This is a genomic window from Martinezella lusitana, from assembly GCF_014207095.1.
Classification (GTDB): Bacteria; Pseudomonadota; Alphaproteobacteria; order Rhizobiales; family Rhizobiaceae; genus Rhizobium; species Rhizobium lusitanum_B.
This window is the reverse complement of the sequence record NZ_JACHBG010000005.1, coordinates 89,450-102,180: the sequence shown is the minus strand read 5'-3', so window position 1 is coordinate 102,180 and position 12,731 is coordinate 89,450. Positions and strand designations below refer to the sequence as shown.

The following is a 12,731-nucleotide window of genomic DNA, read 5'->3' as shown; positions in this document are numbered from 1 at the left end:
CCTGCCCGCAAAATGTGTGTTAAATATGGGTAGAGTTCAACTAAAAGTCTTTTTCAGTAAGGCTTTGTGTCAAGACAGGCGAATAAACGGCAGAAAAGCCGATTCGCGTCAATGCGGATTGAAGGCGGACGATGCCCTGCAGTTGTAGACCGGGCATAACGGGTTGTCCCTGGTAGGGACGGAGGTGCGTGCAGCGTAATCGGATACGCTGCATTGCCCGTTGCCGGAGACAAAGCGATCGTAGAGGACAAGAGAGGCTCCCTTCGCGGGATAGCGCAATATGACGGCGCGTTCGCTGGCGATGAGCTGCTGAATGGCAGCGCAAGTTTTGCTCAGCGACTCATAGCGGGAGATTGCCGATGCCGGCCCGGCGACCATGAGTGCGGATAGAGTAACGGCTAAGGCTGCGTTTCTCATGGATCGGCCCCTCGGCGAAAGCATGGATCTTAGATAGTCGCGCCGCGGCAGTTGCCAAGATCGGGCAGCGCTTCTCATTGTAAAGCGGTCCGACCCTCTGGTGCTTCGATGCTGAGAGCGGCCAAATTTGCACCGCCAAAACCAAGGAAATAAACCTGCAATCTCGCCCCTTGGGATCGCGCACTGAAAGCCGACTGAAAGGTTGCCCGTCTTAAGCTCGCTGAGCTTCGTGGAGGAAGCATGTTTCGCAGCGTCGCATGGCGCGAGCGTTCAAACCGGAGGAGACCTTAATGCGTGCATCACGCACTCTTTTTAACACCGTAGCCCTATCCCTCATCATGACCGCTGCTTCCTTTGCAGCCCCAGCGGCACATGCCGCCGATAAGATCTCGATCATGGTGGGTGGCTACGAGAAGCAGATCTATCTGCCGGCCAAACTTGCCGAAGGCCTCGGCTACTTCAAGGATGAAGGTCTGAACGTCGAGCTTCTCAACGAGCCTGCAGGCGTCGATGCGGAAAACGAAATGCTGGCAGGTGCCGTCCAGGGCGTCGTCGGCTTCTACGATCATTGCATCGACCTTCAGGGCAAGGGCAAGTTCGTCGAATCGGTCGTGCAGTTCAGCCAGGCGCCCGGCGAAGTCGAGCTGGTCTCGGCCAAGCATCCGGAGATCAAGGCCGCCGCCGATTTCAAGGGCAAGAACCTCGGCGTGACCGGCCTCGGTTCCTCAACCAACTTTCTGACGCAGTATCTGGCCGTCAAGGCAGGCCTGAAGCTTGGGGAGTTCACCTCTGTTCCGGTCGGTGCCGGCCAGACCTTCATCGCCGCCATGCAGCAGGATGCCATCCAGGCCGGCATGACGACGGAGCCGACGGTCTCGCGTCTGCTGAAGACCGGCGAGGCCAAGGTTCTCATCGACATGCGCACGATGGACGGAACGAGAGCTGCCCTGGGCGGAACCTATCCGGCCGCCTCTCTCTATATGCAGGAGTCGTGGGTTAAGGATCATAAGGAGGAGACGCAGAAGCTTGCGAATGCTTTCGTCAAGACGCTGCATTTCATCAACACCCACTCGGCCGCCGAGATCGCCGATAAAATGCCGAAGGACTTCTATGTCGGTGACAAGGAAGGCTATGTGAAGGCGCTCGAAAACGGCAAGGCAATGTTCACGCCGGATGGCGTCATGCCGGAAGACGGTCCGAAAACCGTTCTGGCTGTTCTTTCCGAGTTTTCCAAGAACGTCCAGGGCAAGTCGATCGACCTGAAGAGGACCTACACGACGGAATTCGTCAAGAACGCCAAATAGTTCGGAGCATCGTTCCCAGCCTTGACGGGGCTGGGTTTCCGTCAAATCGCGAAGTGAAAGACGAACGCCGGCGGCACATATTGTGCCGCCGGCGTTGACGTTAATAAAATTGTAATGTCGCATTGAAGGGGGAGAAAGCTGAAAGCTAGCTGAAAGGTAGCCTGGGTTAGTTTGGCTAAGCTTCGTGGAGGAAGCACCTTTTCTGCAGCGTCGCATGGCGCAATGATTTAAACAGGAGGAGACATTGATGCGTTCGTCGCGCACGTTTTTTCATACCGTAGCCCTTTCCCTCGTCATGACTGCTGCTTCGCTTGCAGCGACGGCTGCCAATGCTGCCGACAAGATCTCCATCATGGTGGGCGGCTACGAAAAGCAGATCTATCTGCCGGCCAAGCTCGCCGAATCCCTCGGCTATTTCAAGGATGAAGGCCTCGAGGTTGAGCTTCTCAACGAATCCGCGGGCGTCGACGCCGAAAATCAGCTGCTGGCAGGCGCCGTTCAGGGCGTTGTCGGCTTCTACGATCACTGTGTCGACCTGCAGGCCAAGGGCAAGTTCATCAAGTCGGTCGTCCAGTTCAGCCAGGCGCCTGGCGAAGTCGAACTGGTTTCGGCCAAGTATCCGGATATCAAGTCCTTCGCCGATCTGAAGGGTAAGCGCGCCGGCGTCACCGGCCTCGGCTCGTCCACCAACTTCCTGACGCTCTACATGGCGTCGAAGGCTGGTCTCTCCCCGGCCGATGTTACGCCAGTTCCGGTCGGTGCCGGCCAGACCTTCATCGCCGCCATGCAGCAGGACGCCATCCAGGTCGGCATGACCACCGAGCCGACGATCTCGCGCCTGCTGAAGACGGGCGAAGCCAAGATCCTCGTCGATCTGCGCACGCTGAAGGGAACCGAGGAAGCACTCGGCGGTACCTATCCGGCCGCTTCGCTTTATATGGATGCGGCATGGGTCGACGCCCATAAGGAAGAAGTGCAGAAGCTGGCGAACGCCTTCGTGAAGACGCTGCGCTTTATCCATACGCATTCGGCCGCTGAAATTGCCGACAAGATGCCGAAGGACTTCTACGTCGGCGACAAGGACGGCTACATCAAGGCTCTCGACGCCGGCAAGGAAATGTTCACGGCCGACGGTGTGATGCCGGAAGACGGTCCGAAGACCGTTCTCGCCGTGCTCTCGCAGTTCTCCAAGAACGTGAAGGGCAAGACGATCGACCTGTCGAAGACCTACACGACGGAATTCGTGAAGAACGTCAAGTAAGCAGTCATAATGCCGCTTCCGGCCAGTTTTCAGACAAGTTCCGGAAGCGGCGGTTCAAGAGACTTTGCAGTTCACTGGGCTTTGCGTGCACGCCCTGAAGGCACGCGTCAGGATCAGCACCATGCAACAGGATGAACGCCGCACCCCGGCGATCGAGCTCATCAATGTCAGCCGCCGTTTCGTATCGCCGACCGGCAAGTCGCTGACCGCACTGCGCGATTTCAACATGACCGTCGAGCGCGGCGAATTCGTCGCCGTTGTCGGACCGACCGGCTGCGGCAAGTCGACGACGCTCAATCTCGTCACCGGACTTGCCAAGCCGAGCGCCGGCGAAGTTCGCCTGATGGGCGGCCCGGTCAACGGCATCGACCCGCGCGTCGGCTTCGCCTTCCAGACGGACGCGCTCTTTCCCTGGAAGAACGTTATCGAAAATGTCATGGCGGGCCCGCTTTTCCGTGGCAAATCGAAGGCCGAGGCCGAGAAGATGGCCAAGGATTGGCTTGCCCGTGTCGGCCTTTCGAAGTTCCTGCATCACTATCCGCATCAGCTCTCGGGCGGCATGCGCAAGCGCGTTTCGCTGGCGCAGACCTTCATCAACGAGCCGGAAATTCTGCTGATGGACGAGCCCTTCTCGGCGCTCGACGTGCAGACCCGTACGGTCATGCATGAGGAGCTTCTGAAGCTCTGGGCCGAACGCCAGGCGTCGGTCGTCTTCGTGACGCACGATCTCGAAGAAGCCGTAGCGCTCGCCGACAAGGTCTATGTGCTGACGGCTGGCCCCGCGACGGTCAAGTCGGTCTACACCATCGACCTGCCGCGCCCGCGCGTCGTCTCGGAGATCCGCTACGAGCAGAACTTCATCAATTATTGCAAGACGATCTGGGACGACCTGCGCGAAGAGGTCGAAACCAGCTATCGCCGTGCCGCGGAAGCGGCATAAGGGAGGATTGATCATGGCAAACACAGCTCTCGAAGCAGGCAATGCCCCGATCTTCCGCGCCGGTACGTCGGACGCGGAAATCGAAGCCGCAGCGCTGAAGGCGCTCGCTCGTCGCAAGTATGTCGTCATGGCCTGGCAGATCGGCATTCTGCTCGCCATTCTCGGCCTCTGGCAGGTCGCTTCCGACCTGCACTGGATCGATCCGTTCTTCTATTCGAGCCCTTACGGTATTGCGTTGCGCCTCTGGGACTGGATCAGCGAAGGCACCGAAAGCGGCTCGCTCTGGTACCATCTCGGCGTCACCATGGAAGAAGCGCTGATCGGCTTCATCATCGGCTCGGTGACAGGCGTTCTCGTCGGCGTCGCCCTTGGCCGCAACAAGCTCGCCTCCGATATCCTGTCGATCTACATCAAGGCGATCAACTCGATCCCGCGCGTCGTTCTCGCGCCGATCTTCGTGATGATCATGGGTCTCGGCCTGCCGTCCAAAGTGGCGCTCGCCTTCATCATGGTGTTCTTCGTCGTGTTCGCCAATGCCTTCCAGGGCGTCCGCGAAGCCGACCGCAACATGATCGCCAATGCGCGCATTCTCGGCGCCTCAAACTGGCAGGTGACCCGCAATGTCATTCTGCCGTCGGCAATGAGCTGGATTTTTGCGAGCCTGCACATCTCCTTCTCTTTCGCCATCATCGGCGCCATCGTCGGTGAATTCGTCGGATCGCTGGCCGGCATCGGCTACCTGATCTCGATCGCCAAGGGCACCTATGACGCCGCCGGCCTCTATGCCGCGATCATCCTCGTGATGCTCGTCACGCTCGGTGCCGAATATGTGATGACGCTGATCGAGAACCGCATCACCCGCTGGCGTCCGCAGCAGAGCCTCGATACGCACTAAGCACTGATTTCTGGTACCTCCCAAGGCCAGTGGCCGGGCATTTTGCCCGGCCTTTTTGCTGTGCGAACACAGGAGCGCCCCTCTCCCCGCGAGCGGGGAGAGGGACCATCCCGTCATCACCGCGGCCTGCACTCTCACACGGCCGGCAGGCGCACGCTGACCAACAAGCCGCCGCCGACGGCATCGGCGAGTGTCACCGATCCGCCGGCGCCATCGACGACTTCGCGGACGATGGCGAGCCCCAGGCCGCTGCCTTCCGGCTCCGTTCCCATGATGCGATAGAAGCGTTCGAACACCTGGCCGCGCTCGGCTTCGGGAATGCCCGGTCCGTTATCCTCCACCCATAGCAGTGCCGTATCTCCCTCACGTCCGACACCGACCGTGACCCGACCGTCCGGCTGCGTGTAGCGCAGGGCGTTGTCGACAAGATTGACCAGCATTTCGCGCAGCATGGTGCCGTCGCCCTCGACGCGAACGGGCGTTTCGTCGGCTTCCAGCCCCAGATCGATATTCCGGCGCAATGCCTCTTCCGCCAGGGTTTGCAACACTTGCCGGGCCGTGTCGGCAAGGTCGATCGTGTCGTTTCGCGGCCGGCGGCTGCCGGGCTCAGCGCGTGAGAGCGTGAGAAGCTGGCTTGCAAGCCGCGTGACGTGCCGCGTGCTGGAACGCAATGCGGCCAGCGCCTCGTCGCGGTTGCGGTCGTCGGTTTCTCGCGCGGCAACGCTTGCCTGCGTTGAGATGAGCGCAAGCGGTGTGCGTAGCTGGTGGGCGGCATTGGAAACGAAGCGGCGCTGCGCCGCCATCTGGTTCTGTACGCGCTCCATATGGTCATTAAGGGCGTGCACCAAAGGGCGCAGTTCGCTTTGCACCATGTCCGGCTCGAGCGGGTCCAGCCGCTGGCGGCCGCGCTCGCGCACCGCGTCCCGCAGCCGCAGCACCGGCGACAAGCCGCGCTGCAGGCCGAGAATGGTGACGAGGCCGGCGATCAGTACAAGCGCGAGCTGCTTTGTAAAATCGGACAGCCACAATCTGCGGCGCATGGCATATTGGCTGTTGTGGGTGACCGCAACGGCGACGGAAATCGTGCCGTCCTGATCGAGGCCGACCACAGGATGGCTCAGCATCAGCATGCGGACGCCGTCGCTTCGAAAGGTTCTGTCCTCGCCGATCATGTCGCGCTTTGGCCGCGACATATCGGGAAAGCCGGCGACGAGATTTCCCCATGCCGTCACGACCTGGTAGAAGACGCGGTCGCCGTAGCCCGTATCGAACATCTCCAATGCGGCGGGTGGGATGTCGCTCTGCACGGTGCCGCTGGCATCGACACGTACGGCCTCTGCGATCACGCGAGCCGAAGCGAGCAGGGTGCGATCGGTAACGAGCTTGGCGGTCGCATCGGCGGTCCGGAAGCTGAGGTAGAGGTTGACGCAGATCGCGCCGATCAGCGTCAGCACCACCCAGGCGAACAATTGGGCGCGCAGGCTATTCGTCAGTGCCCGGATGGTTCGGCGCAGACGGCCTTTCGTCGGGGGAGTTTCCTCACTGCGCATGACGGAGGAGGTAACCCAGCCCGCGCAGCGTCGCGATCTGCACGGTGCTGCCTTCGAGCTTCTTGCGGACGCGGTGGACGTAGATTTCGATGGCGCTGGTATCGGCGAGATCGTCAAAGCCAAAGACGCTTTCCGAGAGCGTCGCCTTGGTCACCGTCGTTCCGGCCTTCATGACGAGATGTTCGAGCACGGCATGTTCGCGCGGGGTCAGCGACAGGGCTTCGCCGGCAAGATAGAATTGCCGGGTGCCGCCATCGAACAGCAAGTCGCCGACGGCGATTTCGGGTGCGGCGCGATCGTGGCCGCGGCGAACGGCGGCGCGGATGCGCGCCTCGAGCTCGGCAATTTCGAAGGGCTTGGCCAGGTAGTCGTCGGCGCCGCTGTCGAGGCCGGCGACCCGGCCGTCCAGGCTGGCATTGGCTGTCAGGATGATGACCGGCACCTTGTTGCCGCTCTGACGCAGGCGCTTCAGCAGCGTCAATCCGTCCATTTTCGGCAGCGACAGGTCCAGAATGACGACGGCATAGGCCGCCACCTTCAACATATGTTCGGCATCTTCGCCGTCATAGGCGATATCGACGACATATTGCGCCTGACGCAGCGCCTTGCTGAGCCAGGACGCCAGTTCGCGATTGTCTTCGACGATCAGGAGCCTCATGGAGCAACTATACAGCAACCGCTTGAGATGGCGAGTATTGCGGGCGATGATTGCAGTCGAGATTCAAGCCTTTCCAAGCCTCAATCCCATCTCCTTCACCTCCTGCAGATAGATCCTGCGTGCATCGGGCGGGGTCAGATTGTGGTCCGCCTCGGCAATGAGGGTAAGGCGGATCTCCGGGAACTGCTTCAGGCCAGCGGCATCCTGGCCGAACTGCTCGCGGAGATGATCGAGGCCGATGTCGTGGGCGCTATAGATCAGCGATATGTCGACCCGGCGTTTGGAGAGCGCGCGGAAGCCATTGATGACCGGGCCTTGAGCGCCGGCAAGGAAAGGCAAGACGCCAAGCAATCGGCGGCCGGAGCGCATGGCGCGGCGGCTGAGCACGGTCGCTAGGTTGCGCAAGGCGCTTTTTGCATCGATCTGTCCGCCCAAAAGCCGCTTCAGCGTTTCCAGCTGCAGGAATTTCCGTCCGTAGGTTTCAAGCGATCGCGGAGCGAAGCGCAGGGCTTCGTCGACCGATCGGCTCTCGTCCCAGTAGAAGCTGTAGGGGTTGGCCGTCACGAGACCCTGGCATCTGGTATCGCGCACAGCTGCCTGGAAGGCGAGATAGCCGCCGCTGCAGCGGCCGATGGCAAAGGCCGGCAGAAGCTCGCGTGCTTCCAGCAAGTCGAGTGCTTCGGCGACGTCGCGTTGCTGCTCCCTTGAGTAGAGCACTTGTTCTGGTGCGTCGGGGAGTGGGGGACTGTCGCCGACATTGGCAGTGTCGAAGCGCAGCGAGGCAATGCCGTCGCGCGCAAGTGCCCGCGCCATGGTGACCGACATCCGTCCCCAGCCGGCATGCCTGTCATAGGCGGTGGTCAAGAGCAGCGCCGTCGCGCCTTTGCGTTTGCCCTCGGGTTCGCAGAGGATGCCGTAGAGACGCTGTCCTTTACCGAAGCGCAGCGGCGTTTCGGCAAAACCGTCGCCGATAAGCGGTGTAGCACTTGCCACCTCGGAGTCGTTCGGCATGGAGGCGCAGGATTGGCCGGCAATCGACCTTGTCCACTCCACGACCTTGTGGCCAGCGACTACGGGCATGACGGCAATGGTGGGGTTGGACACCAGATCGTCGTAGCCCTCATATATCGCCTGGTCGACATGCGGGACCAATGTCTCGATTTGGCGGGCAAAGTCCGCGTCGCCCGGGCGGTTGGGTCTTGTGAGTATCAGGCAGTTCGGCGTTGCGAGCCCGGCAAGGTTCATCAGATTGAGCTTCTTGACGGCGTCGGCAACCGTGTCGGGCATGCGCAGGCTGGCGACGGTGACACCTTCCGTCTGGCGCTGCGCTTCCGAAAGCCCCATGCTCTCGTCGATCATCTTCGACCAGACGGTCAGTTCGCGCAGATGCGCGCGGCCGGAGGTGACGGGTGCGAGAAAGGCGATGCCATCGATTTCGGCAATGCGCTCCGCCAGCCGGGTGGCGATGACGCTGCCGAGGCCCTGGCCGATAAGGATGAGACGATCGCAGCCGGAAAGTGATTTCAACTTTGCCGCGGCGGCAAATGCCGTCTCTTCCCAAGACGTCAGACCTTCGCCGTCATCGGCGATGTCGAGCGCGTCACCGGTGCCGGCATAGTCGAAACGCAGGCTGGCTACGCCGATATCGGAAAGATCTTCCGCCAGGATCCGCCAGAATTTGCGGACGCACATTTCCTCGAAGCCCCAGGGGCTGAGAAACAGCACCGCCGTGTCTGCCGATGGCTTGGCGGCGGCCATAAACAGCCCGACCGTGCCGGCGAAGGTCACTGGCATTGCAGCCGATCTTACGTCTTTCGTTTCGTGTTGATCTTCGGCGGCTCCCCAACCAGCCATTATTTTCTCCTTACATTCGACGCGGCGCCAATAACGCCAGAGCGTGAATAGCAATCGGATGCGCACGGGCAGGCAGCCGCGCCGCAACTCTCTGCAAGACGGCGATGTCCTCGGCCGGCACTGCTTTCAACAGCCTGAGAGCGATGCCATAGGCGAGAGCACCCGCAATGATGGCGCCCACCAGCCCTGCAATACCGGCCAAGGCTTGAACGAAGCTGTAGGCGGCAGCGGCGCAGAGAATGGCGGCCAGCGTCACCTTGGCGAGGTTGAGCATCATGCCGCGCGTCGAGCCCTCGAATTCCATGCGCCGTACCATCAGCAGGCAGATGGCGGTAAAGGCGAGGAAGCGGACGAGTGCAGCGCCTTCGCCGCCATAGAAGGGCACGGCGATGAAACAGCCGACGACCATAACGACGCTTCCGATGAGGCCGATGATGGTGCGCTCGCGTACGCGATCGAGCGAGTAGAGATATTGCGTGCAGATCTGCATGACGACGTAGGGCGCCGCGGTCAGCGACAGCAGTGCCACCATCCCGCCGCTCGGCTCGAAGGGCTTGCCGAAGATCGTCACCACCAGCTCGGGTGCTATGGCGGCAAGGCCGAAGCTCATCGGCAGCGTGATGTAGGCCAGGCTGCGCGCCACGCCGGCAAAGACGTGCACCGGCAGCTTGTCGGAGCCGCGTGCATGCATCTGCTCGGAATAATAGGGTAGCAGGCTGCCGCTCAGCTGCACCGGCAGCTGCAGCGCCAGATTGGCGAGCGACAGGCCGACGGCATAGAAGCCGACCGCTTCGATGCCCCAGTAGTGCTGTAGGAACAGCAGTTCGATGCGGTTGAGGAAGATCGAGCTGTTGACGAGCTCCACGGAAAGAACGAGGGAGGAGCTGACGAGGGAGGCGAGGCCGACGCCGCAGCTGTTTTTGCGGGCAATGGCGATCCTAAGGGTCGCAAAGAACATCGGCAGCTGGCCGATCGCATAGCCGGCAAGAGCGCCGCTGACGCCATAGAAGATCGCGCCGATCAGTACGGTCACCAACTGCAAGCCCGAGCTCATCAGGGTGAGGCGCAGGAACGCGCTGAGCAGCTGCTCGCCGATCAGATAATTCTTGCTGTAGGCGCCGAGCGACTGGAGAACGAAGAATACGCCGGTAATGGCGACGACGGCGGATGCGTCGCCGGCCCAATGCAGCCGCTCCGTATCCCAATAATAGGCGGTGTAGCCGACGAGCAAGACCACCGTGGCAAGGATCGTCGGCTGCAGGAGGTAGGCAGCAAAGCCAAGCCGCTCCTCCGTCGAATAGCCTCGTCCCTTCAATTGCGGCAGCAGGCGCAGCAGGGTAACGCCGGCTCCGAGCTCGGCAACGAGCGCCCCCGTCGTCGTCAGCCACAGCGAGAAGGCGATGATACCGTTGGCTTCCGGGCCGAGCAGACGCGCGGCGATGATCGAACATGCAAAGCCGGTCGCGAGCAGGCTCAAACCCGCTACAGCGTTCAATACCGAATTTGCCATGATGCTCTTCGTCATGAAGATGACCGTCCCTCAATTCGCCGAAACTCAATAGGCATCCGGCTCTTCGTGGAGATAGCGTCAGCTTTATTTCATATGCCTTAATATTTAGGGTTTAATGCTGAACCAAGTTCATTTTTTACTTCGGCTAATATTCGATTCTCTGGTGTTGGCCGAGTGGAACTTGCCCGGAGGCTTCCATTGTTCAGCCTTGTCGTCTGCACGGTCGATCGCTTCGACCAGCTCGAACGCCTGTTCCGATCATTAGTCGGGCAGCGATACCGGAAATTCGAGGTCGTTCTCGTCGACCAGAATGTCGACGGTCGCCTGAACGAGCTCATCGAACGCTTCTCTTCCCAGTTCATCATTCGTCACATCCAGTCCGCAAAAGGACTTTCGCGGGCACGCAACAATGGCATGGCCATCGCCGAAGGCGACTATGTTTGCTTTCCGGACGATGATTGCTGGTATGACCCCGATACGCTCACCACGGCCGAGGCACTGTTGATTGCGCATCCCGAGCTTGCGATCGTTACCGGCCGCACGCTGGATGTCGAGGGCGTAACCTCCGTCAGCCCGACCGGCGACGTCCAGCTTGAATTGACGCGTTGGAACTACCTCAGATGCGGCAACTCGAACGGCATCTTCGTGCGCCGTGCCGCGCTTGCCGAAATAGGCGGCTTCGATGAAAACCTTGGCGTCGGCTCGGAATCGCCCTTTCAGAGTGGCGAAGAGGCCGATTTTCTGTTGCGGACGCTTGCCGTCGGCAAACGGGTAAGATTCTTTCCGAACCTGATCGTCCATCATGACCGCGTCACTACCGACTATGGTCCGCGGCAGGTGGAGCGGGCGCGCAAATATGGGCGCGGCTTCGGTGCGCTTATTCGCAAGCAGGCTTTCCCGTTTCCCTATGTAGCCTATCGACTGCTCAGGCCCATCATAGGTTGGCTTCTGGCCTTGGTCAGCCTCAAGCGCGATGCGGCCCGCTACAAGCGTGCGTGGCTCCTGGGGATTCTGGAGGGCTATGCGGCCTGGCCGCGCTGGCGCAGCAGCTGAGGCGACTTGCCCTTTGGAGCCAGGGTTTCGGAATAGACATCCATATAGCGCTGCGCCACCTCGTCCCAGGCATAGGCGCGGGCATCGCGCAGCAGTTCCTGCCGCAATGTCAGGTCATCAGCCTGAAGTCGTTCGAACGCGGCGGTCAGGCTATCGGCGGCGGCTTCCGGATCGGAGAAATCCGAGAGCATCAGCGCCGGATGGGTTTCGGCCATCGCCTTATAGGCTTCATTGGTGTTCAGCACCGGCAAGAGACCGGCGCTCATGGCCTCGATTGCCACGAGGCCGAAGCCTTCATATTCGGAGGCCGAGGCAAAGAGCGAAGCGCGGGCGATGATATTGCGGATCGAGCAATCGTCGATCGACACATGCAAAGAAACATTCTGTTCGAGGCTGCGGGCAGCAATTTCTTTTTCAAGCGTCGGCTTGTCGAGATCGGAGACTGCGCCGATGATATCGAGGTGCCAGTCGGCGTGGCGGGCGGCCAGAACCTTCATGGCGTCGAGCATGCGATCGAGCCGCTTGTTGACCGAGAAACGGCCGATGGTGACGATGCGGCGGCGTGCCTCCAGCGCAGCGCAGTTGGCGAATTTGCCGACATCGGCGCCGTTCTCGATGAGGCGCACGCGGCTTTTGGCGATCTTGGAAAAGAGCGTGGCATCGGACTGGCTGCAACAGATCACGGAGTTATAGCCGAGCGCCGAAAGTCTCGTCGCCGTATTGAACCAGATCTTCTTGATGGCGGCGTATTTCGGCGTGTGGAAGAAGCCGCCATGGGTGGTGGCGACCATGGGCCGGCCATGCATCAGTTTGCCCCAGGTGAGCGCGTCGAAAAAGAAATCAACGGCATGGACGTGCACGAGGTCGGCGTCGGCGATATGGCGGAACACCTGCGGTGCCAGCGGGTAGCGGCTGGAACCGGACCAGGGAATGCGCACGATCTCGATGCCGTCGATCGTCTCGTTTGCCGGGAGTTCGCGGGTGGGATCAGAGAAAAGGCTGTTGCAGGTGACGACGCGCACGCGATAGCTGCGGGCGATCAGCTGGCGGCAGAGATTGGCAACCACGTCTTCCAGACCGCCCTTGTTCGGCAGAAACTGGCGCACGACATGCACGATCAACGGCGCGGCCTGCTTGTTTGCCTGAATATCCGCAACTGCCGATGTCATCGATCCACCCTCGACCCCTATGCCGCGCCAAGCGTCGGCAATCCGGCGCCGCAGCGCGCCGCTTGTTGATCAGTCGGCAAAGCAGATCATCCGGGTGGTTAAAAAGGGCTTAATCGCGGA

The 12,731-nt window shown here is 60.9% G+C and carries 11 protein-coding genes; 5 read left to right on the top strand and 6 right to left on the bottom strand.

What is annotated here, in order from left to right; translation table 11 throughout:
• Positions 1–108: 108 nt before the first annotated feature.
• Complete coding sequence (locus GGD46_RS13205; RefSeq protein ID WP_184704487.1) at positions 109–417, bottom strand: hypothetical protein; 309 nt, start codon at positions 415–417, stop codon at positions 109–111.
• A 290-nt stretch (positions 418–707) separates the two neighbouring features.
• On the opposite strand from GGD46_RS13205, the gene GGD46_RS13200 reads away from it, so the two are divergent.
• From GGD46_RS13200 to GGD46_RS13185, 4 genes are all read left to right on the top strand, one after another.
• Positions 708–1,721, top strand: a complete 1,014-nt coding sequence (locus GGD46_RS13200) for an ABC transporter substrate-binding protein (protein WP_184704485.1) — start codon at positions 708–710, stop codon at positions 1,719–1,721.
• 247 nt (positions 1,722–1,968) lie between these two features.
• The gene (locus tag GGD46_RS13195; protein WP_184704483.1) at positions 1,969–2,982 is read left to right on the top strand and encodes an ABC transporter substrate-binding protein; all 1,014 of its coding nucleotides are present in this window, start codon (positions 1,969–1,971) and stop codon (positions 2,980–2,982) included.
• 121 nt (positions 2,983–3,103) lie between these two features.
• The gene (locus GGD46_RS13190) at positions 3,104–3,922 is read left to right on the top strand and encodes an ABC transporter ATP-binding protein (RefSeq protein ID WP_184704481.1); all 819 of its coding nucleotides are present in this window, start codon (positions 3,104–3,106) and stop codon (positions 3,920–3,922) included.
• A 13-nt stretch (positions 3,923–3,935) separates the two neighbouring features.
• Positions 3,936–4,817: an ABC transporter permease gene (locus tag GGD46_RS13185; protein WP_184704479.1), complete on the top strand. Its 882-nt coding sequence runs from the start codon at positions 3,936–3,938 to the stop codon at positions 4,815–4,817.
• Positions 4,818–4,951: 134 nt separating this feature from the next.
• On the opposite strand, the gene GGD46_RS13180 is transcribed toward GGD46_RS13185, so the two are convergent.
• The 4 genes from GGD46_RS13180 to GGD46_RS33770 all read right to left on the bottom strand — a co-directional run bounded on the left by GGD46_RS13180 (position 4,952) and on the right by GGD46_RS33770 (position 10,404).
• Positions 4,952–6,367 carry a sensor histidine kinase gene (locus GGD46_RS13180; protein ID WP_184704477.1) on the bottom strand — a complete coding sequence of 472 codons (1,416 nt, stop codon included), beginning with the start codon at positions 6,365–6,367 and terminating at the stop codon, positions 4,952–4,954.
• The gene (locus GGD46_RS13175; protein WP_184704475.1) at positions 6,357–7,025 is read right to left on the bottom strand and encodes a response regulator; all 669 of its coding nucleotides are present in this window, start codon (positions 7,023–7,025) and stop codon (positions 6,357–6,359) included. The genes GGD46_RS13180 and GGD46_RS13175 overlap by 11 nt, the downstream gene beginning before the upstream one ends.
• 63 nt (positions 7,026–7,088) lie before the next feature.
• Positions 7,089–8,879, bottom strand: coding sequence for an alpha/beta fold hydrolase (locus GGD46_RS33775; RefSeq protein WP_246806293.1), 1,791 nt, complete (start codon positions 8,877–8,879; stop codon positions 7,089–7,091).
• A gap of 10 nt (positions 8,880–8,889) precedes the next feature.
• Positions 8,890–10,404 (bottom strand): lipopolysaccharide biosynthesis protein, encoded by a 1,515-nt coding sequence (locus tag GGD46_RS33770; RefSeq protein WP_246806292.1) that lies wholly within the window; start codon positions 10,402–10,404, stop codon positions 8,890–8,892.
• A 183-nt stretch (positions 10,405–10,587) separates the two neighbouring features.
• Here GGD46_RS33770 and GGD46_RS13165 point away from each other — a divergent pair, with 183 nt between their 5' ends.
• A complete protein-coding gene (locus GGD46_RS13165; RefSeq protein ID WP_184704473.1) occupies positions 10,588–11,442 on the top strand; it encodes a glycosyltransferase family 2 protein in 855 nt (284 codons plus the stop codon).
• On the opposite strand, the gene GGD46_RS13160 is transcribed toward GGD46_RS13165, so the two are convergent.
• Complete coding sequence (locus GGD46_RS13160) at positions 11,409–12,611, bottom strand: glycosyltransferase family 4 protein (RefSeq protein ID WP_184704471.1); 1,203 nt, start codon at positions 12,609–12,611, stop codon at positions 11,409–11,411. The genes GGD46_RS13165 and GGD46_RS13160 overlap by 34 nt on opposite strands.
• Between the last annotated feature and the right edge of the window lie 120 nt (positions 12,612–12,731).